General features: G+C 71.3%; 25 protein-coding genes and 1 pseudogene. 14 read left to right on the top strand and 12 right to left on the bottom strand.

What is annotated here, in order from left to right; translation table 11 throughout:
• Positions 1–129 precede the first annotated feature (129 nt).
• Together GD880_RS12015 and GD880_RS12010 are read left to right on the top strand one after the other, a co-directional pair.
• Positions 130–852, top strand: coding sequence for an ATP-binding cassette domain-containing protein (locus GD880_RS12015; protein WP_152199750.1), 723 nt, complete (start codon positions 130–132; stop codon positions 850–852).
• A 133-nt stretch (positions 853–985) separates the two neighbouring features.
• Positions 986–1,456, top strand: coding sequence for a PPOX class F420-dependent oxidoreductase (locus GD880_RS12010; protein ID WP_152231858.1), 471 nt, complete (start codon positions 986–988; stop codon positions 1,454–1,456).
• Between the two features lie 49 nt (positions 1,457–1,505).
• On the opposite strand, the gene GD880_RS12005 is transcribed toward GD880_RS12010, so the two are convergent.
• Positions 1,506–1,880 (bottom strand): DUF2255 family protein, encoded by a 375-nt coding sequence (locus tag GD880_RS12005; RefSeq protein ID WP_152231857.1) that lies wholly within the window; start codon positions 1,878–1,880, stop codon positions 1,506–1,508.
• A complete protein-coding gene (locus GD880_RS12000; protein ID WP_152231856.1) occupies positions 1,880–3,286 on the bottom strand; it encodes a DHA2 family efflux MFS transporter permease subunit in 1,407 nt (468 codons plus the stop codon). Before GD880_RS12000 ends, GD880_RS12005 begins: the two co-directional genes overlap by 1 nt.
• 188 nt (positions 3,287–3,474) lie before the next feature.
• Here GD880_RS12000 and GD880_RS11995 point away from each other — a divergent pair, with 188 nt between their 5' ends.
• The 5 genes from GD880_RS11995 to GD880_RS11975 all read left to right on the top strand — a co-directional run bounded on the left by GD880_RS11995 (position 3,475) and on the right by GD880_RS11975 (position 8,179).
• Positions 3,475–4,416, top strand: a complete 942-nt coding sequence (locus tag GD880_RS11995; RefSeq protein WP_152231855.1) for a helix-turn-helix domain-containing protein — start codon at positions 3,475–3,477, stop codon at positions 4,414–4,416.
• 195 nt (positions 4,417–4,611) lie between these two features.
• Positions 4,612–5,820: an acyl-CoA dehydrogenase family protein gene (locus GD880_RS11990; protein ID WP_152231854.1), complete on the top strand. Its 1,209-nt coding sequence runs from the start codon at positions 4,612–4,614 to the stop codon at positions 5,818–5,820.
• 61 nt (positions 5,821–5,881) lie between these two features.
• A complete protein-coding gene (locus GD880_RS11985) occupies positions 5,882–6,463 on the top strand; it encodes a flavin reductase family protein (RefSeq protein WP_226909605.1) in 582 nt (193 codons plus the stop codon).
• 13 nt (positions 6,464–6,476) lie between these two features.
• Positions 6,477–7,211: an alpha/beta fold hydrolase gene (locus GD880_RS11980; protein WP_152231853.1), complete on the top strand. Its 735-nt coding sequence runs from the start codon at positions 6,477–6,479 to the stop codon at positions 7,209–7,211.
• A 164-nt stretch (positions 7,212–7,375) separates the two neighbouring features.
• On the top strand, positions 7,376–8,179 hold the full coding sequence (locus GD880_RS11975; protein WP_152231852.1) for an isocitrate lyase/PEP mutase family protein: 804 nt from the start codon (positions 7,376–7,378) through the stop codon (positions 8,177–8,179).
• Positions 8,180–8,222: 43 nt separating this feature from the next.
• Here the strand turns inward: GD880_RS11975 and GD880_RS11970 are convergent, their stop codons facing one another.
• The 7 genes from GD880_RS11970 to GD880_RS11940 form a co-directional block, all read right to left on the bottom strand.
• Positions 8,223–9,764: an ABC transporter permease gene (locus GD880_RS11970; RefSeq protein WP_193314476.1), complete on the bottom strand. Its 1,542-nt coding sequence runs from the start codon at positions 9,762–9,764 to the stop codon at positions 8,223–8,225.
• Positions 9,761–10,582, bottom strand: coding sequence for an ABC transporter ATP-binding protein (locus tag GD880_RS11965; RefSeq protein ID WP_152231850.1), 822 nt, complete (start codon positions 10,580–10,582; stop codon positions 9,761–9,763). Before GD880_RS11965 ends, GD880_RS11970 begins: the two co-directional genes overlap by 4 nt.
• Complete coding sequence (locus GD880_RS11960; protein ID WP_152231849.1) at positions 10,579–11,334, bottom strand: 5-formyltetrahydrofolate cyclo-ligase; 756 nt, start codon at positions 11,332–11,334, stop codon at positions 10,579–10,581. Before GD880_RS11960 ends, GD880_RS11965 begins: the two co-directional genes overlap by 4 nt.
• A gap of 4 nt (positions 11,335–11,338) precedes the next feature.
• Complete coding sequence (locus GD880_RS11955) at positions 11,339–12,277, bottom strand: 5-formyltetrahydrofolate cyclo-ligase (RefSeq protein WP_152231848.1); 939 nt, start codon at positions 12,275–12,277, stop codon at positions 11,339–11,341.
• On the bottom strand, positions 12,274–13,263 hold the full coding sequence (locus tag GD880_RS11950; protein WP_193314475.1) for an ABC transporter substrate-binding protein: 990 nt from the start codon (positions 13,261–13,263) through the stop codon (positions 12,274–12,276). Before GD880_RS11950 ends, GD880_RS11955 begins: the two co-directional genes overlap by 4 nt.
• Before the next feature lie 195 nt (positions 13,264–13,458).
• Complete coding sequence (locus tag GD880_RS11945) at positions 13,459–13,830, bottom strand: ArsR/SmtB family transcription factor (RefSeq protein ID WP_226909604.1); 372 nt, start codon at positions 13,828–13,830, stop codon at positions 13,459–13,461.
• The gene (locus tag GD880_RS11940) at positions 13,820–14,272 is read right to left on the bottom strand and encodes an SRPBCC family protein (protein ID WP_193314474.1); all 453 of its coding nucleotides are present in this window, start codon (positions 14,270–14,272) and stop codon (positions 13,820–13,822) included. The genes GD880_RS11945 and GD880_RS11940 overlap by 11 nt, the downstream gene beginning before the upstream one ends.
• Positions 14,273–14,483: 211 nt before the next feature.
• Here GD880_RS11940 and GD880_RS11935 point away from each other — a divergent pair, with 211 nt between their 5' ends.
• A complete protein-coding gene (locus tag GD880_RS11935) occupies positions 14,484–15,152 on the top strand; it encodes a DNA alkylation repair protein (RefSeq protein WP_226909603.1) in 669 nt (222 codons plus the stop codon).
• A gap of 160 nt (positions 15,153–15,312) precedes the next feature.
• On the top strand, positions 15,313–15,603 hold the full coding sequence (locus GD880_RS11930) for a hypothetical protein (protein WP_152231845.1): 291 nt from the start codon (positions 15,313–15,315) through the stop codon (positions 15,601–15,603).
• A 31-nt stretch (positions 15,604–15,634) separates the two neighbouring features.
• On the opposite strand, the gene GD880_RS11925 is transcribed toward GD880_RS11930, so the two are convergent.
• Entirely contained in the window at positions 15,635–15,931 is a 297-nt protein-coding gene (locus tag GD880_RS11925; RefSeq protein WP_152231844.1) for a hypothetical protein, read from the bottom strand.
• 302 nt (positions 15,932–16,233) lie between these two features.
• Between GD880_RS11925 and GD880_RS11920 the strand changes: the two genes are divergently transcribed.
• Positions 16,234–16,890 (top strand): hypothetical protein, encoded by a 657-nt coding sequence (locus GD880_RS11920; protein ID WP_152231843.1) that lies wholly within the window; start codon positions 16,234–16,236, stop codon positions 16,888–16,890.
• 312 nt (positions 16,891–17,202) lie between these two features.
• Complete coding sequence (locus tag GD880_RS11915) at positions 17,203–18,012, top strand: hypothetical protein (RefSeq protein WP_152231842.1); 810 nt, start codon at positions 17,203–17,205, stop codon at positions 18,010–18,012.
• Here the strand turns inward: GD880_RS11915 and GD880_RS11910 are convergent, their stop codons facing one another.
• Entirely contained in the window at positions 18,013–19,386 is a 1,374-nt protein-coding gene (locus tag GD880_RS11910; RefSeq protein WP_152231841.1) for a hypothetical protein, read from the bottom strand. It lies immediately after the preceding gene.
• Positions 19,387–19,884: 498 nt separating this feature from the next.
• Here GD880_RS11910 and GD880_RS11905 point away from each other — a divergent pair, with 498 nt between their 5' ends.
• The 3 genes and pseudogenes from GD880_RS11905 to GD880_RS11895 all read left to right on the top strand — a co-directional run bounded on the left by GD880_RS11905 (position 19,885) and on the right by GD880_RS11895 (position 23,153).
• Positions 19,885–20,616: a hypothetical protein gene (locus tag GD880_RS11905; protein ID WP_152231840.1), complete on the top strand. Its 732-nt coding sequence runs from the start codon at positions 19,885–19,887 to the stop codon at positions 20,614–20,616.
• Positions 20,617–21,073: 457 nt separating this feature from the next.
• A pseudogene (locus GD880_RS11900) lies at positions 21,074–22,735 on the top strand (IS1634 family transposase).
• Positions 22,736–22,808: 73 nt separating this feature from the next.
• Positions 22,809–23,153 (top strand): hypothetical protein, encoded by a 345-nt coding sequence (locus GD880_RS11895; protein WP_152231839.1) that lies wholly within the window; start codon positions 22,809–22,811, stop codon positions 23,151–23,153.
• Positions 23,154–23,877: 724 nt separating this feature from the next.
• Here the strand turns inward: GD880_RS11895 and GD880_RS11890 are convergent.
• Positions 23,878–25,443: a family 20 glycosylhydrolase gene (locus GD880_RS11890; protein WP_193314473.1), complete on the bottom strand. Its 1,566-nt coding sequence runs from the start codon at positions 25,441–25,443 to the stop codon at positions 23,878–23,880.
• Positions 25,444–25,512 lie beyond the last annotated feature (69 nt).

Here is a 25,512-nt window from a genome sequence, read left to right as displayed (position 1 = left end):
GCCGCCGAGCCCGCCCCGGGCACCGAGCCCGCCGGAGGCACGGGGCCCGCCGGGGGTACGGGACCCGCCGCGGGACGCCCCGTCCTCACGGCGACGCGGCTGACCAAGCGGTACGGCAGCGTGACGGCGATGGACGAGGCGGACTTCGAGCTGCGCGAGGGCGAGGTACTTGCCGTCATCGGGGACAACGGCGCGGGAAAGTCGACGCTCATCAAGGCGCTGTCCGGGGTGGTGGTCCCAGACTCCGGCGAGATCCGGATCGACGGCGAGCTCATGCGCTTCCACTCCACCCGTGACGCGCGGGCGCACGGCATCGAGACCGTGTTCCAGGACCTCGCACTGGTGCCGGCGCTGGACATCGCCAGCAACCTGTTCATGGGCCGCGAGGCGCGCCGACCCGGGGTGCTCGGCGCGGTGTTCCGACGGGTGGACAAGGCCCGCATGCGGCGGGAGTCGGAGGAGCTGTTCCGTTCCCTCAAGATTGGCATCCGGTCGGTGACCCAGCCGGTCGAGACGCTCTCGGGCGGCCAGCGCCAAGGCGTGGCGGTGGCCCGGGCGGCGGCGTTCGGCCGGCGCGTCATCATCATGGACGAGCCCACCGCCGCGCTCGGCGTTCGCGAGTCCGGCACCGTCATCGACCTGATCAAGCAGATCCGGGACAAGGGCATGCCGGTCGTGCTCATCAGCCACGACATGCCGCACGTCTTCGAGGTGGCCGACCGGATCCACATCCACCGGCTGGGCAGGCGGGCCGCGGTGGTCAGCCCCCGCGAGCGATCGATGAGCGAGGTGGTGGCCCTGATGACCGGGGCGACGCAGCCGACCGAGGAGGAGCGGCTCGGGGGCCGGTGACGCGGCGGGGTGAGCGTTGACGAGGGCCTCCACGGCGCAGCGCCCGCGGAGCTCGGGCCGGGACCGGCGGAGCCACCGGACCTTCTCGGCCTGCCCCCGTGGCGGGACGTCGCCCCCGTATACGATCGGCGCCATGCCACGCATCGCCACCGCCGACCGGGTCTCCCGCGAGGAGCTGCTCCAGTTCCTGGGCAGCCGCCACCGTCTCGTCCTGATGACGACCCGCTCGGACGGTCGCCCCCAGCTGTCTCCCGTCACCGGCGGCGTCGACGACGCCGGGCGGCTCGTGATCTCGACCTACCCCGACCGGGCCAAGGCGGTGAACCTGCGGCGCAACCCGTCGGCCTCGGTGCTGGTGGTCTCCGACGACTGGGACGACGCCTGGGTGCAGGTCGACGGCACCGCCGAGGTCCTCGACATGCCCTCGCAGGAGGCGGAGGACGGGCTGGTGGAGTACTACCGCTGCATCGCCGGCGACCACCCCGACTGGGCCGAGTACCGCGCGGCCATGCGCAAGCAGGGCAAGTCCCTGATCCGCATCACCATCACCGGCTGGGGGCCCGTCGCCACCGGAGGCTTCCCGCCCGACCGCGCCCCGGCCTGACCGTTGTCACCTTCGCGGAGCAGGGCTCGGAGCACGGGGTCGACGGGGTTCAGCCCGGGATGAGCTGCAAGGTCGACGCGGCGGCGTCGTCGCTGACCATCGGGCCGACGTAGGCCTCGCCGTAGCGGCCGTACTTGCTGCGGTAGGCCCGGTCGACGGCGGCGCGCAGCCCGGCGTCGGCCTCGGCGAACCGGACCTCCCGGTCGACCCCGCCGGCCCGGATGCGGCCCCGGCCGGTGGCGCGCGCCCGCCGGTACCAGGCGCCGGAGACGCCGTGCCAGGAGCGGACGAACAGGTCGTCGCCGACCCGGACCACCCAGATGGTGGTCGGCCGGCTGTCAGACCCGTTGGCTCGTCGGGGAGAGATGGCGAGCTCGTCGGCCTCGCCGATGCCGACGAGGTCCTCCTCGGTCCAGGTGCTCATCACGCCTCCCGTGTCATGGGTCGGAGCAGCAGGGCGGCAGCCGCGGCGGCCAGCGTGACGACGGCGGTGATCACGAGGCTGGTGCGCAGCCCGGGCAGGAATCCGCTCGCACCGCCCAGCAGCGCGCCGCACACCGCCACCGCCAGCGCTCCGCCGACCTGTCGGCTCGTATTGAACACCCCGCTGGCGGTGCCGGCGCGGTGCGCGGGGACGTGGGCGAGCATCACCGCGGTCGTCGGCGGCATCACCAGCGGCCCGGACAGGCCGACCGGGATCAGCAGAACCGCCAGCAGCCACACCGGGGCGTGGGCGGGCACCGCCGCCAGGGTCAGCGCGCCGGCGACGGCGCACAGCAGGCCGGCGACGATCGGGATCCGTGGGCCGACTCGCTCGGCAATCCGGGCGGAGAACGGGGTCAGGCAGGCGCTGATCGCCATCATCGGGACGAACGCCGCCCCGGCGCCCAGCGGTGAGAGTCCGCGAACCTGCTGGAAGTACAGGCTGAACAGGAACGGCGCGCCGTAGAAGCCGACCATGAACGCGAACCCGATGGCGACCGTGACGTCGAACGTGCGAGAACGGAAGAGCTTCAGGGGCATCATCGGATGCCGGGCACGCGCCTGCACCAGCCCGAAGCCGACGAAGGCCACGGCGGCGACGGCGAACGCGGCCAGCACCCGCGGCGCGGTCAGGCCGGCCGTGCCGGCGTCGATCGCGCCGTAGGTCAGCCCGCTCATCGCGATCATGGCGGTGAGCTGCCCGGCCCGGTCGAACGGATGGGAGTGGTGCGGCGACCGGGCGGCACGGGTAAGCAGCAGCAGGGTGACCGCGCCGACGGGCAGGTTGATGAGGAAGATCAGGCGCCAGGTGGCCAGGCTCAACAGCCCGCCGAGCACCGGGCCGGCCGCGGCGGCGACCGCACCGCCCATGGCCCACATGCCCACCGCGCGGGCCCGCGCGGCGGGGTCGGCGTAGGCGTGGCGGATCATCGCCATCGACGCCGGCGTCACCATCGCCGCACCGGCGCCCTGGACGAACCGGGCGGCGACGAGCACGGCGAGGCTCGGGGCCAGGCCGCACGCCAGCGAGCCGAGCAGAAACAACGCCAGTCCCGCGGCGAGGGCGCGCTTGGCGCCGATGCGGTCCGACAGGGCGCCGGCGGACAGCAGCAGCGCGGCGAACATGAGCGTGTAGCCGTCGACGACCCACTGCAGGCCGGCGATGCCGCCGCCGAGGTCGCCGCGGATGGACGGCAGCGCCACGTTGACGATTGTGGCGTCGAGCGTGATGACGAAGAACGCCAGCACCGCGGCGGCCAGGGTCGCGCGCGGGCCGGCGTCGGGGCGCGTCCCGGTGACCGGACCGCGGGCCGTGACGGACGAGGTCGAGACGGACGAGGTCGACATGGGAACGAAGCTCCTGGAGGTGGTCGAGAACGCGCACCGGCCGATCAGGGTGGGGGGCTGGCCCTCGCCGTTTGACCGTGCTGCGCACCCTCAAGAGAACGCCGGCCGGGAACGGGCAACCAGGCCACGCTCAGACGGGTCACGACAGAACCCCCCTGGGGCCGGCGGGCGGCCGTAGCGTGGTCGATGTGGACATCCGTGAGGAGGTGCGGCAGTTCCTCGCCACGCGCCGGGCGCGGCTCAGCCCGGAGCAGGCAGGCGTGCAGACCTTCGGCGGCAGGCGGCGGGTGCCAGGGCTGCGCCGCGAGGAGGTCGCCCAGCTCGCGGGGGTGTCGACCGAGTACTTCACGCGACTGGAGAAGGGCAACCTCCGCGGCGTCTCGGACGGCGTGCTGGCTGCTGTGGCCCGCGCGCTGCAGCTCGACGAGATCGAGACGGCGCACCTGTTCGACCTCGCCCGCGCCGCCAACGGGCCACGCGAACGGACGTCACGCCGGCCGGCCCAGCAGGTGGTGCGCCCCAGCGTGCAGCGCCTGCTGGACTCGGTGACCGGCGCCGCCGCGTTCCTGCGCAACGGCCGCCTCGACATACTGGCGACCAACCCGCTCGGGCGGGCCCTGTACGCGCCGGTGCTCGACGACCCGCGCCGGCCGGCGAACCTGGCCCGGTTCATCTACCTCACCCCGGAGCGCGCCGCCGCGTTCTACCGCGACTGGGAGGGCATCGCCCTCGACGCCGTCGGCAGCCTCCGCGCCGAGGCCGGCCGCACGCCCGACGACCCCGAGCTGGCCCGGCTCGTGGCTGAGCTGTCGCTGCACAGCGAGCCGTTCCGCGTCCGCTGGGCCGCGCACGACGTGCGCGCCTACCGCACCGGGATCCAGCGGTTCCACCACCCCGTCGTCGGCGACCTCGACCTGGGCTTCGACGTCCTGGAGCTGGTCACCGACCCGGGTCAGTTCCTCGTCGCCTACACCGCCGAGTCCGGCTCACCGTCGGCGGAGAAGCTGGACCTGCTGGCCAGCTGGTCCGCGTCAGTCACCCGGGAGACGGCCGCACCCGACCGCCGCCGGCCGCCGGGCCCATCGGCCGACGGCGGCGACACCGCGGAGAGCGCCGCGGCGGGTCGGTGACGCGCGGCGCGCTGCCGCACCCGGCTTGTGGCCGCGCCCAGCGTGCGGCCGGGCCGGTTCGACGCGGCGGTTGTCTCCCGGCGTCACCCGTCTTGCCCACCTTGGCCACAAGCGCCCGACCGTGCCCCGACCGCGCGGCACCGGGGACAGACTCCGTCTCGAACCGCTTCTCATGCGACCCCAAGGACGAGGACCATGACCCAGGACCTGCTCGGCACCGCATCCGCCCTCCACGTCAGCGACGAGTTCGAGCCGCTCATGGACCGGCTGGAGGCCCTCGTGCCGCTCATCAAGGCCAACGGCGCCGCCAACGAGGACGCCCGCCGGCTGGGTGACGACGTCGTCGCGGCCCTGCACGAGTCCGGTGTCTTCCGGATGGGGATCCCGGTCTCGCTCGGCGGCTACGAGTGCTCCCCGCGCCAGGTCATCGCCGTCATCGAGAAGCTCGCCTACGCTGACGCCTCGACCGGCTGGTCCGCCATGGCGCTGCAGATGGAGTCCGGGACGACGGCGGCCTACCTCAGCGACGAGGCGACCGAGCAGCTCTACGCCGACGGCGGCTACGAGCTCATGGCCGGCCAGGGCACCCGCCCCGACAACGGCCGCGCGCACAAGGTCAAGGGCGGGTACCTGCTCAGCGGGTCGTGGAACTTCGCCTCCGGCGTCCCGCACGCCGGCTACATCCACACCGCCGCGCTCGTCGAGGGCACCGGCGAGGCCATGATCTTCACCCTGCCCAAGGCGCAGACCACCGTGGTGGACAACTGGAACGTCATGGGGCTGCGGGCCACCGGCAGCCACGACTACATCATCGAGGACGCGTTCGTGCCGGACGCCTTCGTCTACCCGGTGGGCACCAAGGAGCCGCTGCACGGCGGGGCGCTGTACTCCGTCGGCCTGGCCAACATGGCGGGCATGAACCACGCCGGCTGGGCGCTGGGCGTCGGCCGGCGGATGCTCGAGGAGATGGCCGCCCTGGCGCGCAGGAAGTCCGGCGCCCCGGGCGCGGGCGTCGACACCGCCCAGTTCCACGCCGACTTCGCCGAGGCCGAGGCGAAGCTGCGCGCCGCCCGCGCCTTCGTCATGGACGTGTGGGCCGACAACGAGGCCGCGCTGGCGCGCGGGGAGCTGCTGAGCACCGAGCAGGAGACCCTCACTCGGCTCGCCCTCAACCACGCCACCTGGTCCGCCCACGCCGTCGGGATGACGGTCTACACGTGGGCCGGCACCGCCGCGCTGCGCACCGGGGACCTGCAGCGCTACTTCCGCGACCTGCACGCCGGCACCCAGCACGTCACGTCCGGGCCGGTGGTGCTGCAGCAGTGCGGCAAGGCGCTGGCCGGCCTGGCGAAGAACCCGGCGTGGCAGTTCTTCAGCCTCGTCGAGCGCGGTGAGCGGGCCTAGCGCCCGCGGCCCGCGCGGCCGGTCCCGCTCCACCGTGCGCGACATCAAGCAGGAGACAGACATGACAGCAGACGTGGCCGACCTGGCCGCCCGCCCCGGCACCCTCACCGAACGGCGGACCGGCGGCTTCCCCGGGATGGTCACCCCCGCGGAGTTCAAGGCCGTGTTCCGCAACTACCCGGCCGGGGTCGCGGTCATCACCGCCGACGCCGGCGACGGGCCGGTCGGCCTGACGGCCACCTCGGTGATCTCGGTGTCCGCCGAGCCGCCGCTGCTCGTGTTCTCCCTGGCCTCGTCGTCCTCGGCGACGGCGGCGCTGCGGCGGGCCGACACCGTCGTCGTGCACCTGCTGGGCGCGGCCCAGCTCGACGTCGCCAAGGTCTTCGCCACCAGCGCCATCGACCGGTTCGCCGACACGAGCCTGTGGGACCGGCTGCCCACGGGGGAGCCGTACCTGGTCGGCGCCGCGACGTGGCTGCGCGGGCGCATCGTCAACCAGATGAGCGCGGGCAGCTCCGTCGTCCTGGCCGCCCAGGCGGTCGAGACCCACGCGGCGATCCCGGCCGACGTCGACGAGGAGCCCCCGCTCGTCTACCACAACCGCACCTGGCACGGGCTGACCCACCGCTCGAAGATCGCCTGAGGAGGCGTCCCCGATGACCCGTTTCCTGCTCGTCCACGGCGCGTTCAGCGGCGCGTGGTGCTGGGAGTCCACCGCCGCCGAGCTGCGCGCCCGCGGCCACCGGGCCGACGCCATCGACCTGCCCGGCTCGGGTGACGACCGCACGCCGGTCGGCGCCGTCACGCTCGACGCCTACGCGACGCGGGTGGGCGAGGCGCTGGCGGCCGACCCGGAGCCGGCCGTGCTGGTCGGGCACAGCATGGGCGGCGCCGTGATCACCCACACCGCGGGGCGGTGCCCCGAGCGCATCGCGTCGCTGATCTACGTCGCGGCGTTCCTGCCCACCGACGGGATGAGCCTGGTGGCCATGACCCAGCTGCCCGAGGGCGCCGGCGACGGCGTGCAGGACACGATGGTGGTCAGCGGTGAGCCGCCGGTGGCGACGATGTCCGACGAGGACTCGCGCGAGGTCTTCCTCGGCGAGTGCGACGAGGCCGAGGTCGCCTGGGCGCTGCCGCGCTTCCGCCCGCAGCCGCTCCAGCCGTTCCTCGACCCGGTGCGGCTGCCCGGCGGGGCGCTGACCCGGCCCCGGGACTACGTCCTGGCCACCAAGGACCACGCCATCCCGCCGGCGCTGCAGCGCCGCATGGCGCGCGAGGGCGGCGTCGAACGGGTCGTCGAGCTCGACGCCGACCACTCGCCGTTCTTCTCACGGCGCGGGGAGCTGGTCGAGGCACTCGACATGTTGGCGGCCGGCCGGGCCGGCTGACCGCCGGCGCGGCGGCCCGGCCCGGCTGACCGCGGGCACAGCCGCCGGCCGTCGGGCCCCGCCTTGCCCTGGTGGCCGTACCTGTGCTGCGCCGGCCTCCGGCAGACTGGGTGATGCGGCGTCCCGCAGGGAGGACACGCACCCGACGAACCGCAGGAGCCACCATGGCAGCCGAGCCCGACGACCTCGCCGAGCAGTTCCTCGCCCTGCACCGACCCGGCTCGCCGCTGCTGCTGCCCAACGCCTGGGACGCCGGGTCCGCGAAGATCCTCGCCGAGCTGGGATTCGCGGCAGTCGCGACCACGAGCAGCGGCTTCGCCGCCACGCTCGGGCGGCACGACGGCGCCGTCACCCGGGAGGAGGCGCTGGCGAACGCGGCCGACCTGGTCCGGGCGGTGGACGTGCCGGTGTCGGCCGACCTGGAGAACGGGTACGCCGACGCACCGCGGGAGGTCGCCGAGACCGTGACCGCGGCCCGGGCGGTCGGGCTGGCGGGCTGCTCCATCGAGGACTACACCGGCCACGAGGACGACCCGATCTATGACGCCGGATTGGCCCGCGAGCGGATCGCGGCGGCAGCGCAGGCGTCCGGTCCGCTGGTGCTCACGGCCCGGTGCGAGAACTACCTGCACGGCCGGCCCGACCTGCGCGACACCCTCGCCCGCCTGCAGGCATACCAGCAGGCAGGCGCCGACGTCCTCTACGCGCCGGGGCTGGTCGACCTCGACCAGATCCGCACCGTCTGCGCGGAGACCGACCGGCCGGTCAACGTGCTGCTCGTCCGGGGCGGGCCGACGCCCGCGGAGCTGGCCGACGCCGGCGTCGCCCGCATCTCCGTCGGGGGCACCTTCACGTGGAACGCACTCGCCGGGCTCATCCAGGCGGCGCGGGAGCTGCTCGACGGCGGCACCGCTTTTCTCGACCGCGCCGGGCCCGCACGCAAGGTCATCGACGCGGCGTTCGGCTGACGGCCGGCATGCGGCGGCGGCCGCCGCCGCATGCCGGCCGTCCTCAGGCCCGGCGCCGCTGGACGACCCGCTCGGCGCCCTCCGCCGCGGCATAGGTGAGCACCGCGACGACGGCGACCACCGCGGTAATGACCCACATCATGCGGTAGTCGAGGTAGCCGCGGGACGCGCCGAGCAGTCCGCCCAGGCCGGTGCCGGTGACGAACTGCTCCGCCAGGAGCACCCCGACCAGCGCCCGCGGCGCCGCCAGGCGCACCGAGGCGAGGAGGTACGGCGTCGCGTTGGGGATGGTGACCAGCCGCAGGGTCGTCCACCGGGAGGCGTCGACCGAGCGCAGCACGTCGAGCTGGCCCTGCGGCGCCTTGGCGAGGCCCTGCTGGATGGTCACCAGGGCGGGGAAGAAGGTCACGGAGATCGTCACGACGACGACCGTGAGCGTCCCGCGCCCGAACAGCAGGGCGATGAGCGGCACCAGCGCGATGATCGGCATGGTCTGGCTCAGGAACGCGAACGGCATGGTGACGCGCGCGGCCGCCGGGACGAGCGTGAGCGCCACGGCGAGCAGCCAGGCGACGGCGATGCCCGCGAGCGATCCGACGACGGCGGCCAGGAGGCTGCCGCCCAGCGCGGGCAGCAGCGACTCCCGGGTCCGCGCGGCGTTCTCCCCGCTGACCAGGTTGTGCCACACGTCCAGCGGCGTGTTCATCACCGTGGTGGGCAGCCCGGTGGACCCCACGAAGGCGTACCAGGCGCCGAGCAGCACCACCACCCCGGTCAGGGCCAGCAGCACCCGGGCGGCGGGCCGCGCGGCCGCGCCGGCGCCGGAGTCGGTCGGGTCCGCGATCGGCTGCACGTCGTGGGCGCCGAGCGAGCGCCGCACCAGCCCGAGCAGGCCGTAGGCGGCGGCGGAGATGCCCGCCGCCACGAGCCCGATGGCCCACAGCGTCGCCGGCTCGGCCCGGCCCATGGACCCCAGCAGGTACACGCCCAGGCCGCGCCGGCCGCCGAGGAACTCGCCGAGCAGCGCGCCGAGCATCGCGGCCGGCGCGGCCACCTGCAGCCCGGCGAGCAGGTCCGGCAGGGCGTGGCGCAGCCGCACCAGGGCCACGGCCCGCAGGCGGCCGCCGCCCGAGGCGCGCACCACCTCGACGGCGCCCGGCGGCACGGTGCGGAGCCCCACCAGCGTGGAGATCATCGTCGGGAAGAACACGGCCAGGGCGGCCAGGATGATCTTCGGCCAGTCCGAGTGGTAGGCGATGCCCAGGATCGGCGCGACGACGACGATGGGCAGGCAGAACAAGGTCACCAGCAGCGTGGAGGTCACCCGCTGCAGCACCGGCACCAGCGCGAAGGCCAGCGCCAGCACGATGGCGACCGCGTTGCCCAGGACGAAGCCGGTGCCCGCGGCGCTCAGCGTCGCGGCCAGGTGCGGCGGGTACACGGCCCAGCTCTGCACGAGCGAGGCGGCGATGGCGGACAGCGACGGCAGCGCGCCGTCGGCCACCAGACCCAGGCGGCCCACGACCTCCCAGACGAGGACCAGGCTTGCCAGCGTGGCGAGGGTGCGGCGCCGCTCCAGAGTCACGCCCCCACCCCCGCCGGGGCGTGCGCGCCCGCCGGGGCCGCCGGGGTCGTCGCCTCGCCGCCGATGGCGGCGGCCAGGCGGGCGGAGACCTCGTCGCACAGCGCGTGGTAGTCCGCCGAGCGCAGCAGCTCGGCGTCGCGCGGGCGGGGGAAGGGCACGTCGACGACGTCGACCACCCGGCCGGGCCGGGCGCCCATGATGACGACCCGGTCGGCGAGGAAGACGGCCTCGCCCACGGAGTGGGTGACGATCACCGTGGTGCTGCGCTGCTCCAGCCAGATGCGCTGCAGCTCGATGTTCATCTGCGTGCGCAGCAGCTCGTCCAGCGCCCCGAACGGCTCGTCGAGCAGCAGCAGCTGCGGCCGCAGCGCCAGGGCCCGGGCGATGGAGACCCGCTGGCGCATCCCGCCGGAGAGCTGGCCGGGCCGGGCGTCGGCGAAGCCCTCCAGCCCGACGAGCCGGACGAGGTGGTCCACCTCCGCCCAGTCCACCTTCCGGCCCGACGCCCGCACGGACAGGGCGATGTTCTTGCGCACGCTCTGCCAGGGCAGCAGGGCGGCGTCCTGGAACGCGACGCCGATGCGGCCCTGCCGGCGCAGCTCGTGCGGCGGCCGGCCACCCACGAGCACGCCGCCCGTGGTGGGCTGCTCGAGGTCGCCCAGCAGCCGCAGCAGCGTGGACTTCCCGCAGCCGGAGGCGCCGATCAGCGCGGTCATCGAGTGCTCGGGCAGCTCGAGGTCCACGCCCTCCAGCGCCACCGTCTCGCCGTGCCGGCCGGCGTAGACCTTGGAGGCCCCGCGCACCGAGATGCCGCTCATCGGCCGGCCCCGGCGCTGGCTCGAAGCTCACGCAGCTCGACGATCGGGGGGATGGTCTCGTGCTCGGTGCCGGGCACGAGGTCCCAGAACACCCGCCCGGGCTCCCGGGCGCCGTCGAGCTGGACGTGGACGGTGCGCGTGGGGGTGACGATCCAGTCGACGGCGACGTCGTGCGGTTCGCCGGCGAGGTCCTCGTCGACCACCTGCTCGTCGTGGACGATGTCGACGATCTCGGTGGCCGGGGAGGTCAGTCCGATCTCGGAGAGCATGGCCCACTCGAGGTCGAAGTAGCCGTGGCCCTTGCCGAAGCGGATGCCGTTGCGGCTGATCGCGGACCCGCCCGTGATGAGCAAACCGAGCGGCTCGCCGCCGCGGAGGTCCGCCAGGCTGACCGGGCGGGCATAGTGGTCCAGCCCGTCGAGCGTCGCCGCGTAGCTGACCTCGTCCGCGGGCACGCGGCCCGGCTCCAGCTGGAGGAAGCCGCGCCGGATGCCGTAGGTGGTGACCAGGAGGGTCTTGCCGGCGCGGATGGCGGCCCGGCGCAGCAGCTCGGTGGAGTTGTCCGGGGTGATGAACACCCGGGAGGCCCGGTCCCAGGCGTCCAGGGCGAGCACCCGGTCGGTGGCCGCCTCGTTGCCCTCGAAGTCGGCGATGAAGGACGAGAAGTCCCAGTGGAAGCGGGAGTCGGGACGGCCCACGCGCCGCAGAGAGTCCCAGATGCGTTGGCGGTACAGGTCGGTGGTGTCGGTCACGGGGTCACTTCCTCAGGGTGGGGCGACGGAGCTCGCGCAGGTAGGGCAGGTGGTCGAGGGCGCCCCCGGCGGGGAGCGGGCGGGCGCCGGTGGGCCGGGCGAAGGCCCGGTGGGTGTGGATGGTCTCGGTGGGGGTGAGGACGGTGTCGACGCCGAGGTCCTCCGGGCCGGGGGACAGGTCGATATCGAGCACCTGGATGTCGTGGACGACGGCGACGATCGGCGTGGCCTCCTCGACCAGGCCGAGGTCGGCGAGGATCGCCCACTCGAGCCCGAAGAAGCCGCTCTCGCCGCCGATGTGCAGGCCGGCGCGGGTGAGCGCGGTCGCCCCGGAGACGATGAGATCCACCGTCCCGACGGCGCGCAGCCCGTCGACGTCGAGGGTCCGGCCGAACCGCTCCAGCCCGTCGAGGGTGGCGGCGAAGGCCCGGTCGGCCAGGGCGACGTCGTCGAGCAGGACGATCCCGCGCCGCAGCCCGTAGGTCGGGACCAGCACGGCCTTGCCGTCGTCGAGGGCGTGGTGGACCGCCGCCTGCAGGCTGTTGTCGGGGGTGATGAACACCGTCCGGGCCGCGCGGTAGGCGGGCAGCTCGCGCAGCGCGCCGTGGCAGCGCTCGGAGCCCTCGAAGTCCGGGACGAACTTGCTGACGTCGAGGTGCCAGCGGCTGTCCGGCCGGGCGATGGCGCGCAGCCCGTCCTCCATGAGCAGGCGGATCTGGGTCTTGCGCACCACGAAGGTGCCCCGGCCGGGCTCGGAGCTGAGCAGGCCCTCGCGGACGAGCTCCTCGGTGGCCCGGCGCAGCGTGCCCCGGCTGACGCCGTAGTGCTCGGCCAGGTCCTTCTCCGGCGGCAGCGGCCGGTCCACCGCCCACGGCTGCGCCAGGGCGAGCTCGCGCAGCGCGGCGGTGACGTGGACGTAGCTGGGGGTGCGGGGCGGGGTCACAGCTCGTCGAGCAGGGACAGGTCGAACATGTCCTTGTCGGCCTGGATGCCGATCAGGGCAAGGGTGTCGATCGTGTCCTGGACCTGCTGGTCGGTCAGGGCGAAGATGCCGCTCTCGGACTCGATCAGCGGCTTCTGCGCGGTGTTGAAGTAGGTCTCGTTCTCCACCGTGCGCCCCGTGCCCCGGAACCAGGTGTCGGCGAACTTCGGCGGGTAGGCGGCCGGGTCCTCGAGCACCTTCTCCCAGCCGCCGCGGCTGGCCCGCAGCCACGCGAGGAGCTCCTCGCGCTTGTTCTCGAGGGTGTCGCGGGTGACGACGACGGTGTCGTTGGGGATCTTGTACCCGACGTCGTACAGCAGGAACGAGGACGGCTCCTCGCCGGCCTGCTCGATGGTGTACGGCACGTTGGTGACGAAGTCGATGGTGGCATCGACCTCGCCCTGCAGCAGCGGTGTCGGGTCGTAGGCGTAGGGGACGACCGTCACCGAGGCGGGGTCGACGTCGTTGATGGTCAGCATCGCGTCGAAGGCCAGGCGGTTGACGTCCGGGACGGCGATCGTCTTGCCGACCAGGTCGGCGGGCTCGTCGATCCCGGAGGAGGCCAGGGACACCACGCCGAGCGGGTTGCGCTGGTACTGGGTACCGATGATGACGAAGTCCGCGCCCTGGTCGACGATCGCGTTGATGGTGGTGTCCGGTGTGGTCAGGGCCACGTCCGCGGCGCCGGAGAGCAGCGAGCTCTCGGGGATGACGCTCGGGCCGCCGGAGAGGTACTCGAAGGAGATCCCCTCCGCCTCGTACAGCCCCTCGTCCATGGCGGCGAAGTAGCCGCTGAACTCGGCGTCGTTGATCCAGGAGGACTGCATCGTGATGTCGGCCTCATCGGCCGCGGGGCCGGAGGAGGCGGCGGAGCACCCCGCCAGGAGGACGGCGACCGCGGCGACGGCGGCGCCGGACGTGAGGCGGGCAGGAGTGCGCAGGGGCATGCGAGTTCCTTCGGTGGGGCTGGTGTCCCGGCCCGGCGGAGAGGGCGGGGCGGGACGAGCGACGCGACCGAGTAGAACATCTGGACATTTGGCGCCCGGCATCCGTATCACGATGTGGCGAAAAGTGTCCGAATGGTGATACAGCCATAAAGCTGCAGGTCAGAGATCTGTGAAGCGTGCCGGGCGTGCCCGGCGTCACGGTCGGGTTGTACCCGAGTCGTCCTTCTGTGCCTGGGCCTTCAGCCGCGCGAGGCGGCGGTCCCACCCGGTCGCGACCGACTCGATCGCCCGACCGACCCGGCTCAGCTCGGAGCCGACAGCGGCGAACCGCACCTCGCGGCCGACGCGCTCGGCCGCGACCAGCCCGGTGTCTCGCAGCACGGCCAGGTGCTTCGCGATCGCCTGGCGCGACACGGGCATCTCCGCCGCCAGCGCCGAGGCCGACGCCGGCGCGGTCCCGAGCCGGGCGAGGATCGCCCACCGCGTCTCGTCCGCCAGTGCCGCACAGACGGCGGGGATGGACGGCACCGCGCCTGCGGCCGCGGTGGGGCGCCCGTCAGCCTTCACGGGCCGCCACGCCCTCGAGGTGCCGCTTGGCCAGCGCCAGCTCGAGGTTCCAGCCCTCGGTGTTGCCGTCGAACTGCTTCCGCCGCTCGGCCGCGGTGCCGGGTAGGGAGGCGAAGCCGCTCTCGACGACGCGGAGCAGCACCGCACCCGGCGAAGTCTCCTCGACGAAGAACTCCACCAGCGTGGAGGCGGTCTCGGGCGCCGCTGGGTCGGCCACCCAGCGGAACGCGGCGTAGCGGGGCGCGTCGAGCGCGACCGTCTCGATGGCGAAGGCGCCGTGGACGGGGTCGTGGACGATGTCGAGGTCGCCGTCCCGCTCGATCCGGTGCTCGACGATCTGGTTGTCGTTGATGAACCAGCCCGGCTCGCTGATTAGTGTCCACACCCGCGATGCGGGTGCGTCGATCTCGATCTGCTTCTCGATCTTGTCCAGCTGGTCCACGGTGCGCCGTCCCTTCGGCTGTGATGTCGCGTGCAACCGTAGAGTTGCACCAACCGGGCGGCGGTGCAACCCTCCGGTTGCACGGTGCAGCGCTGACGACGGCGTGCGCGTCGCCGTCCAGACATGGCGCCGTAGGCTGAACCGCTCGGGAGAGGGACGGGAGACGCACGTGGCGCAGACGGCGGAGAGTCGGGCACCTGTGGCGGAGGTGATGGCCGAGCTGGCCGCGCTGGATGACCCCAAGGCCCGCGCCCTCAACGAGCGGCACGGCGACGACCACGGGGTCAACCTCACCAAGCTGCGCGCCCTCGCCAAGCGGCTGAAGACCCAGCAGGACCTCGCCCTGCAGCTCTGGGGGACCGGCGACAGCGCCGCCAGGCTGCTGGCCCTGCTGATCTGCCGCCCGAAGGCCTTCGAGCGCGACGAGCTGGACACCATGCTGCGCGAGGCGCGCACGCCCAGGGTGCAGGACTGGCTCGTCAACTACGTGGTGAAGAAGACCCCCCACGCCGAAGAGCTGCGCCTGGCCTGGTCCGCCGACCCCGATCCCATCGTCGCCAGCGCCGGCTGGGCGCTCACCGCCGAGCGTGTGGCGAGGAAGGCCGAGGGGCTCGACCTCACGGGACTGCTCGACGTCATCGAGGCGGAGATGAAGGACGCGCCGGACCGGCTGCAGTGGGCGATGAATCACTGCCTGGCCCGGATCGGGATCGAGCACGCCGGGCACCGCGCCCGCGCCCTCGACATCGGCGAGCGCCTGGAGGTGCTCAAGGACTACCCGACGCCGCCCAACTGCACCTCGCCCTACGCACCCATCTGGATCACCGAGATGGTGCGCCGCCAGTGTCGGGTGTCAGCCGTGGTGAGAGTTGGCCGATGAGAGTGAGACTCAGGTGAGAGTCGTGCAACGGGCTTGAGAGTGGACGGATTGCGCCCCGAAGGTGGTCTGGCTTGCGGGCACACTTGAGGGCAGGCTTTCGACCGTCGCCGACAGCCGTTGCATCCCGTCCCGGGCAAGAGCGGTGTCAGTGTGGCGGTGGGTGGCGCCCCTGGCGGGAGCGCAATCTTCACCGACGGAACTGGGCATATTCCAGGGGCTTATCGGCGGGCTGAACACAATTGGTGACAACCATGACGGCGAGCGATTCCATCCCCACTATCTCTATGCTGACAATGTCTCCATCAACGACTCACCAGAACAGCCTAACCACTTCGAGTTCGGGGAGGCGCTGCGCCTAGAGGACGCCCACGGGGATCGGATGGTCGTCCGCGTGATATTGGTGGTCAGGAGGACCGCGCTGCTCGACTATGAACGCCCTGAGGTGGGGTGACGCATGCGCGCAACTCGTCCCGGTTGGCCGCCTAGGCCGGGGGCGTCGTTACGCCAGAGCCGCCCCGGCGATCTGGATGTCTGCTTGTTCTGTCGTCGCCGCGGTGGCCGTCCTTCTCTCGGTCGTGGTCCCAATCGCCCTTCCAGCCGTGGTCGTGGTGCCCGTGGTTGCCGTTGCCGTCGCGGTCCTGGCTGGTCGCGTGGAATGCGGAGCCCTTGTGGCCATCGTGTCCGCCATGACCGGGCGCTGCCGCCGCACCGGAGGCGCCGCCGATGATGGTCGCGGCCGACAGGCCGCCGACGAGCCAGAGCTTCTTGGTGCTGTTCAAGGGAGCCTCCCTCTCTCAGTCCTGCCGGCCACGGTGACCGGCAGCGCAGCAAGCTAGATACGGACGCCACCGGGCGAAGGTCGTGGGCGACGCCGTGAAAGAACAGAGGCGGCGTTCCCAGCGCACGTACGACAAGCGGAGGGCATTCGGAGCGTGGAGGTCGGGCGCGCCGACAACGCCGGTGCCGCTCTCACGGCGGCTCGAGAGTCCCTGTCGGCTGTGTCGTGGCGGGAGTCTCTATGTCCTCCCTCCCCCTGATCAGCCGCTGACGGCCGTTGCCTCGCGTCGCTAAAGTGCGATCCGTGCTCGAACTTCCGCCGGCTGTCCTCTGGGACGGCATCTATGGCGCGGTGCTGTCTGCCGCGGTCGCCGCGCTTGTGGCGGTTGGGGCGATCTACCTGAGCACGCGAGCCAGCCAGCGCTCGTGGTATCACCAGCGTCAGATCGAGTCCTACCGAAATGTTCTCGATGCGATAAGCGACTGCTGGCATGTGGCTGCAAGAGATGACGATGCCTATCCACTCCCTTCGATGGAAGCCGGCCTCGAGGGGGAGGGGCGGAGCAGGGCCATACGTGTGGCGCAGGAGCGAGAGCTATTCACGGCGACCGACGCCGCCGAACGCAGCATCGACTTGTGGGCCCTGTACCTGCCACCCAGAAGTGGAAAGCAGATCGAGTTGGCTCTCCGACGAGCCCTCACCGTTCTTCAAGGTGAGTGGCGCTACTCGTCGTACGAGGCGCGCGGTACCTTCGCGCTCGTGATTCGTGATGAGTTCAGCGAGGAGTGGGAGTCGCTCGTGACGCTCACGCGCCGCTGGCATCGAGTTACTTCAAGCGTTTCGCGATGGCTAATCTCGCGCAGGCTACGACGTGCGTTCATGATGAGGCCGCGCGGGCTCGAGAACATCATTGAGGACTTTCCAACAGACCTTTTAGAGGGACGCATTCGGCTCGACTAGGGGATGCGGAATGTGAGCAGCAGGGCGGTTTCGACAGCTGCAGCGGGGCGGCCGCGTCCGAATTTCGTAGCGCCACCGCTCCAGTTGTCGGCCCTACCGACGAGCAGTCCAGGCGTTCCGCGGCAGAAGGCCCGCCGATTCCCACTACAGCGGCCTCTGACCGAAGATGCAGTCGCACAGAATCGGTGAGAGCTTGTGCCGGCGGCTAAATGCGCTGATCGTGGAGTCGCAAGAGACTTGGAGGGGCGGCAGGTGCCAGCATCGGGTCCGGAAACTCAGGTGGGCGAGCGCTGGGCCTACCGTGCAAGGGCGGTGGATCCGCTGACCGAGGTCGTCGTCGAGAAGCTCGGCACGACCCGCCCTGCGCGGGTGAGGGTCCGTTTCGTGGCTGAGCAGTTCGAAGCACGCGAGGAGTGGGTGCCGCCCGCCCGACTCAAGGTGCCCTGGAGCCAGGTGTCGGCCTACGAGGCGCGCGAAGCGCGCTGGAAGGCAGTAGCGAGTGAATTGGATCGCCGTGACACACCAGAGGAGCTCGCCGCTTCCACGGTTTTCGACATGCTGATCAACCATGAGCTCGTCAGCCTTGAGCACAGGTCAGCCACCGAGGGCGTGTCGGTCATTCACGACCTCGAGAAGCTCGCACAGTTTCTGGCACTGGAGCCGCAAGATCTCACGGGCTCGTCGCTCGCGTTCAAGGACGATAACGGCTACGTGGTGCCCTGGAGTGTGACGGAGCTGATCGCCCGGACCGCTGCGGCCCGCGACCCGCAGCCCATCCTCTCGCACGTTGACGCGGACGAGGCCGAGGCAACCCGCAACAAGCTCTACGGCAAGCACTACGTCGGCCAGGACGGCCGTACGAGACTTCTCGAGCCGGAGTACTACCAGGAGCAGGACGAGAGCCATTTCGGGCGGCCGTATCGGGAGGTTTTGCGGTCGTGGTGCGGTCAGCAGGCCGTCGAGCGACGCGACGAACTGAAGGAGCTGCGTAAGGAAGTGGCGCGACTAAGTGATCTCGTTCTCGCCGCCACAGCCGCGCTGAGGCGGGCCGGCGATGATCGGGAGGCTCGGCGGATCGAGCGGGCTGTGGGAGTCACGGTCGAGGAGCTGCGCCGGCGGTGATCAGTCCCATCCCCCCGGTTCGTCACCGGGGGGATGGCGGACCGTCATCCCTCGTGGCATGTACTTATCCATGTCATAGGGGGTGATCGCCTCGGGCACCTCAAAGCCGACCGCCTCGAGTTGGGTGAGCGGGTCGATCTGTGCCGCCTCCCGCTCTACCCAGCCTGCCCAAGCCGACAAGCGACGAGTGAGCGGCCGGTGCTCGGCTTGAGAGGCCACGTTGCGCACCGCGGCGGCGTACTCGCGGAGCTTCTTCGCCTCCTGCCATGACGCTGCCTGCTGTGAGGCGCGCTCGGCGTTGAGGTGCTCGAGGAATCGTCGACGGGCCTGCGGCACGGCCCGTTCCCACAGCAGCCGCCGTTCTCGTCGTTCACGTGCCGCGCGGTCGCGGTTTGCACGCGCAGCGGCAGCCTCACCTTCTACATAGGTGAAGAGGTCGAGTAGCTTGTCCTCGAGGGACCAGCGCTTCCGGTCCGCCCAACTCACTGGCGGGTAGGCCGCGCCGAGGGCGCGGATCGAGAGCCTGCCCGAGGCGACGGTGACCTTGGTCAGGCTTACGCGTTGCCAGGGGTACTTCTTGCTCGCGACTTCCTCGTCGGGGTACGTCTCCACGGTCGCGTCCTCCTCACTCATGGCGAAGGCAGCCGCGTCCTCGCCGATTGAAATGCGGAAGTGACCGCTGTCGCCTACGGGCGGGCCGAACACATATCCGCGCCGCGCGCATTCGCGCGACACGCCCTCCAGGATCCGGGCCGCTCGGGGCAGTGCCGCGTCGGAAATGGCCGGTCTGTGGTCGCGGACCAGGTTCCGGACGGTCGCACCAACTTCCCGCATGTCGTCGGGGACGGGGATGGGCTCGGGCCGTGGCCGTGCGGTGGGCAGGTCACGCAGCGGGATGAGGCGGATGACCAGATCGCCCCGGTCGCGGCCGGTGTGCTTAAGGGCGAAGCCATCCGGGACTGCTCCTGAGGTGAGGGCCAGGCTAATCGCCCGGCGGAAGGCCGCTCGCACAGTCGCGTCGGGGTCGCTTACTCGCAGTGTGCCGCCTGCGTCTTGAACCTGCTGAATCAGGTTCTCGATCGCTGGGCTCTTAGGAGCCGGGCGCATCGCCGTGCCTTGCCGGCCGCCCGGGGATCGATGCGCCGGTCGGTCCTCGGGCGGCAACGTTCCACCGGCCTCTAAGACCCGCCGGCCGGTCTCGGTTATCGTCGCGGACCAGGCCCCCCGGCGTCGGTTCACGGTTGCGAGCCCACGGGCCTGTAGCGCCAGCGCGGAGGTCCTGTAGCTGTAGTCGGGCCAGTCGCGTGGTGGGCAGCCCTGTCCGAGCCACGCAAGGACGGCAAGTTGGCGGTCGTTGAGGCGCGTTCGCTTCATGGACTCAGTCTCGGGTTTTGGCACGGACCGACCAAGCCTGTTCGCGTGCTTCGCCGGTTGCGCGCCGCTGCGGGCTCATCCGCGACGGCGGCGCCGGACCTGCAAATCCCGAGCTAGCCGACGGCGGAGTGACCTACGTGGAGAACTTCGGCTTCCACCGGCAACGCTGCAGGCTGGTGTCGACAGCTGCGGACGCCTGCTATCGATTCGACTGTTTGAGCGGGGCAAATCCATGGGAGGGGACGAGCGCCCTATTATCGGACAATGGAAGCGGTGCCATCCATGGAGGACCCGGAGGCGGTAGTTGCATACCTCCGCCGCGGCGCAGAACGGGGACGACGACTCGCTGCGGCACGTCCGAGTTGGACTGATCTAGGGAAGGCGCTTCATGCACTTCATGCTGCCTACGTCTCAGCAGTCTGGGGCGGTCCGCGCCGGTCGCGCCTCGACGAACGCCCGCTCGGCCCCCAGCCGGGCTCTGTCGGTGAGTCGGCGAACATGTCGGACCTCGATAAACTAGTTTTAAATACCGTCAACGAGTACGCCACAGCAGTGCGTGACCACCTTGAGGCTCTGGCACTCCTCGCAGAATCCGGCGCTCCTTTTCGGCCCATCCTTGCGCTGTGCAGAGTGCTCTTGGACGCCGCAGCCCATGCTCGCCTTCTGATGGATGCGGAGATCACCGACTTGCTCCGCAAGTCCCGGGTGGTCAACCTCAAGTTGAGAGCAATCCGGGAGGAGATTATGGATCCGCACCCGCCGGGTGGGGAATCCACGCGCCAGAGACTCGTGCGCCAACGCGAGCAACTGATGGCCCTGGCAATCCAGGGCGGATGTACTCAGGCGGTCACCAAGCGGGGCGAGCCAGACTGGGCCGTTGAACCGAGACTCGCACACAACGAAGCAATACACGCACTACTTGGTCCGTGGGGTGAGCAGCCATGGCGCTACCTTTCTTCGGTTGCTCATATACAGGAGCGATCGATGATTCGCTTCGCTCTCGGAATGGAAGGCATCGCTCCAGGTCCGCATGCTGGTGCCCAGGCGGCTGTGCAGGCATTTCCAGCGATCCTCGTTTGCGTCGAAGCGGTCGTGGCCGCCCAGACGTTCTTTGGGGTTGCGGGCCAGCGAATTCCCGACAGGCTTCCCGACCAAGTTCGTGCGGTCTGGGCTGCAGCTGCCGGACTGCGGGACGACGTCTTGAGGGTCCGGCTGGGCTTCGATAGCTAGTTCTTTCTCTGGGCTGTCCCTGGACCGGCCTCCGTGGCTGCTGTGTGCAACGGTCTCCGTTACTCGTGGTGAACGGTTTGCCATAGCAGGCCGTTCACCACGAATCGTGGCTCATTGCTGCTGTGGGCGGTGACCGACATCGACTATACGGATGCAAGCGACGAGATCCGCCGCGCAGGGTACGGCCTCCTCCACTTCGGGCAGTAGGGGGCGCTACGACCTGACCCTTTCCATCCGCGGGTACGGACCTGCACGGTGACACGGCGGAACTCGGCGCCCTCGCAGCGACCCTGATATGCCCAATCAGTAGTGGGGAGAGGACATTTCGGCTGCGGCCTACTTCCGCCTGAGTTTGGTCACCGCTGCGCGATCCAGGATCGCGCACCTCGCTGACCTGCGGTGATGGGTGCGTGGGCGGTGGTTTTGAGGCACTAATTGGTGCTCTACCGTGGGGTTCGTGGCGTGGATTCGGCGCGTGCGGACGGCCTCGGGAGCGACGGCCGTGCAGATCGCTGAGTCCGTCAACGGCCGTCGGCGGATCGTCGCCCATGTCGGGTCGGCGCATACCGAGGCCGAGCTCGGGCTGTTGCTCGAGCGGGCGCGGGAGTTGCTGGACGACCCGGGCCAGGGCGCGCTCGACCTGGGCCTGGCGCCCGCAGCGCCCCGGAGGCCGCTGATTGGCCGGCCCGGGGTGCCCGCCCTCTTCGGCGAGCCGGGCACGGCGGTGGGTGAGCGGGGGCCGGTGGCCCCGCCGCGGGTGGTGGGAACGTCCTCGCGGGTGCTCTACGACGCGCTGGCCGCGGTGTTCACCGATCTGGGGTTCGACGCGCTCGATGACGGGGTGTTCCGGGACTTGGTGATCGCCCGGATCGTGGAGCCGACCTCGATCCTGGACACCGCCCGGGTGCTGACCGACCTGGGGGTTCGGCCGGCGAGTTAGAAGACGATGCGCCGCACCCTGGCCCGGGCCGCGGCCGGCGAGGGACCGGGCGCCTACCGGGACAAGGTTGCCGCGTTGTGCTTCACCCACGCGGTGGCCAGCGGTGATGTCTCGCTGTGCTTGTATGACGTGACGACGTTGTACTTCGAGGCGGAGAAGGAGGACGACCTGCGCAAGGTCGGCTACTCCAAGGAACGCCGCGTCGACCCCCAGATCGTCGTCGGTCTGCTCGTTGACCGGCACGGGTTCCCCCTCGAGATCGGCTGCTACGAGGGCAATCAGGCCGAGACGGCGACGATCGTGCCGATCGTCAAGCAGTTCCAGGACCGGCACGGCATCGAGGACATGGTCGTCGTCGCGGACGCCGGCATGCTCTCGGCGGCCAACCTGGCCGCCTTGGAGGAGGCGAACCTGCGCTTCATCGTCGGCTCCCGGGTGACGAAGGCGCCGCTGGACCTGGCCTCGCACTTCCGCTGGCACGGGGATGCGTTCACCGACGGGCAGGTCATCGACACCATCACCCCCAGGACCGGGCGGCACCGCAGCGAGAACAACGAAGCGGTCCGGGCTGAGCCGGTCTGGGACCCCCAGCAGCATCCCGGGTCGTGGCGGGCGGTCTGGGCGTACTCGGCCAAGCGGGCGGCCCGGGACGTCAAGACGTTGACGCTCCAGGAGAACCGGGCCCGCGCGGTCATCGCCGGGGAGAAGGCCACCCGCACCCCGCGGTTCGTCAAGACCACCGGTGACGCGCGCAGCCTGGACGAGGCCGCCCTGGCCCGCGCCCGGCGCCTGGTCGGCCTGAAGGGCTACGTCACCAACATCCCCGCCCGGCTCATGCCGGCCGGCGAGGTCATCGGCTCCTACCACGAGCTCTGGCACGTCGAGCAGTCGTTCCGGATGTCCAAGACCGACCTGGCCGCCCGGCCGATGTTCGTGCGGACCCGGGACGCGATCGAGGCCCACCTGACCATCGTGTTCACCGCCCTGGCCGTCTCCCGCGAGGTCCAGGCCCGCTCCGGGCTCGCGATCCGCAACGTCATCCGCCAGCTCCGGCCGCTGCGCTCGGCGACCATCACCGCCAACGGCGCCACCCAGACCATCCCGCCCCAGATCGACCCCGACCGACGAGCCATCATCGACACCCTCACGACCGGGAAATCTCAGGCACTAAGCGAATGACCGAACTCAGGTCGGTCACGTCAGCCACGGACACAACTCGACCGGAACGCCTCCATTCCGCCACCATGAGGCCATGGCAAAGACCGCTGCGTCGCCGTCCATCGAGCCCGTCCCCGAGAGCGAAGGCCAGCCGGTGTATCAGGCCGCCGTCGACGCCAAGCAGCGCGGCGCCCGAATCTTCACCTGCGCGGTGATCGTCGCCTACACCGAGGGCGGGGGACTCGGCCTTGGCGCCAAGCGCACCACGACACTGAAGCGCTGGGACCCCTCAGCGCTCCTAGACGCGATCGAGGCCCTCGGTTGGCGGCTGGAACACCTCGACCATGTCTGGGCGCAGACCGCCGCCAACGCCTCCATCGGGAACAACGCCATCGTCAAGGGTCTGACGCACGCGCATTACCTCTTCCGCGCACTCTGACACCGATGGCCGCTAGGTTCCAGAGTGCCGAAGTGGCGCCCTAGGGCTATCACCACTGCGCCGCATGACAACAGCTGCCGCCAGGACCGTGAGTGGTGCGACGAGCGACGCGAGGAGGCGCCGAGACATGAGGACCGCCTATTGGGGGCCGGTGGCTGCCGCCTGTGATCCTCGTAGCCGCACATGCGCGGGTTGCTTTCCGGCGGCAGTATTCCGGCCAGTCTCGGTTGGCGTCCCGATTCGTATAGAGCAGCTGATTCAGCGACTGCTCCCGCTATCGGCAAGCCGACCCACACGGTCAACGCGGACGAGCATGCGGTGCCGAATCGCAGCGCTTGCTACACGCTCGCCCTTGCGGCCTCGACCCCGAGGCAGCGGGTTGGCGCAGAGCGTAACCAAGAACCTCGAGAGATTCGGCGCGTTCTTTCCCCAACCACGCGGATCCGCCCCACGAGCGCGGATCGGAGCAGGTCGGTGACACCATAGACGTTAAGCAAAATTGTCTGCCCATGGTCCAACACGCATTACGTTGCAAGTAGCGCGACATCCGAGCCAGTCAGATCGCAAGAGCCTTCGACCAAGGTCGGTGCATGTGTCATGCGGGCGCACGCTCTCACACCCACTGGCGAGGAGCACGGCCTCACTCCCCTCTGGAGGGGCATAGCCGCAGGTCCAGCGATGGTTGACTCTCGCGTCGGCTGGCAACCGACAGCCAGCAGGACGGCTAAGCGGTTCTCGACGGCGGACCGCTCTCAGCCTCGCGGCCCGTGTGTGCAGGTTCGTCGACCTCGGCCGCCCGGTCCCACGCGACCCCGGGCGAGCGGTGCCACACCAGCCCGCCTCGCCCCCAGACCCGGCCCAGCGCACCGACCCGCGTGGCGAACCCCGACCAGTCGCGCCCCGACTGCTGGCTCCACGCCACCTCGGCGACGGCCGCCAGCCGGGGCAGCAGCATCACCAACAGCTCCTCCCGGGTGGTCAGCGTCTCGGTGAACACGGCGGCCTCGACCCCGACGATGTCCTCCTCGCGCACCCCGGGCACCACGCCCGCGGGGTCCCACTCGTAGGCGTCCTGCAGCTCCGTGTGCCCGGCCCACTCGAGGCCCAGGTCGAACCCCGGGTGGTACTTCATGTCCAGGTACGCCCGGGTGGCGGGGGAGAGCAGCAGGCGGGCGCCGGCCCCGATCGCCGCCACCACGTCCTCGGTGGGCTCGTCCTCCTGCCAGAACTGCACCACCGAACCGGGCGGCAGGCTCGCCCGCGCGGCCTCTTGCCACGCCACCACGGCCTTGCCCGCCGCCACCACCTCGCCCGCGGCCGCCTCCATCAGCCCGGCGTACTCGGCCCGGTCCATCTCCGGCGGCTCGTCGCCGCCGATGTGGACCCACGGACCCGCCGTCATCGCGCCCACGTCCGTGAACACGTCGCGGAGGAACGTCGCGGTGGCCGGCAGGGCGGCGTCGAGCGACGAGAACCCCACCTCGATCCCGGTGTACGCCTCGGGCGCGACGCCGGACCGGTTCAGCGCCGGCACGGCGTGGAGGGCGGCGTTGGTGTGCCCGGGGACGTCGATCTCCGGCACCACCGTGATGCCCCGCCGTGCCGCCGCCTGCTGGATCTGGGCGTAGTCGCGCGCGGTGAAGTACCCGCCCCGCCCGCCGCCCACGGCCGAGCCCGACGAGCGCTCGGCCAGCTCCGGCCGCGACGGCAGGTCCAGGCGCCAGCCCTGGTCGTCGGTGAGGTGAAGGTGCAGCACGTTCAGGCGCAGGTCGAACATCAGCCCGAGGACCTCCGTCACCTCCTCGACGGTGAAGAAGTGCCTTGCGACGTCGAGGGAGAGCCCGCGCCAGGCGAACCGCGGTGCGTCCTCGATCGTCACGGCAGAAAGGACGGGACGGGAGGGGGCGGATGAGGAGGGGCCGGGCGCCGCCGGCGCGGTCACGGCGAGGGCCGTCAGCTGCGTGAGGGTCGAGATCCCCGCGAGGATGGCCGCTTCCCGCGCGGCCGTGAGCGTGACCTGGTCCGCGGTGACTTCCAGGCGGTACGCCTCGCCGGCCGTCGATGCCGACTCGTCCACGGCCAGCAGCAGGGGCACCGGACCGGCGCCCACGCCGAGGTCGGCGAGCAGCTCACGCAGCAGGCCGGCCGGGCCGGCGAGGGCGGCGGGGTGGCGCAGCGCGATCCCGGGCGACAGGTCCAGGGTGCCGGATCCGGCCGCGCGGACGTGCCGCGGTCGCGGTACCAGCGTGATGTCCTGCAGCGCCGGTTCCTCCTGGTCGAAGAGCGCCATCGGTGGTCCATTCCATCGGGAGCGGTGCGGCGGGCGGGGAACGCAGGAACAAACGACGCGGAACCCCTT

Origin of the sequence: Georgenia ruanii (genome assembly GCF_009193175.1) — a bacterium.
Lineage (GTDB): Bacteria > Actinomycetota > Actinomycetes > Actinomycetales > Actinomycetaceae > Georgenia > Georgenia ruanii.
Note: the sequence above shows the minus strand (reverse complement) of the source record. Positions and strands in the feature narration are given on the sequence as shown.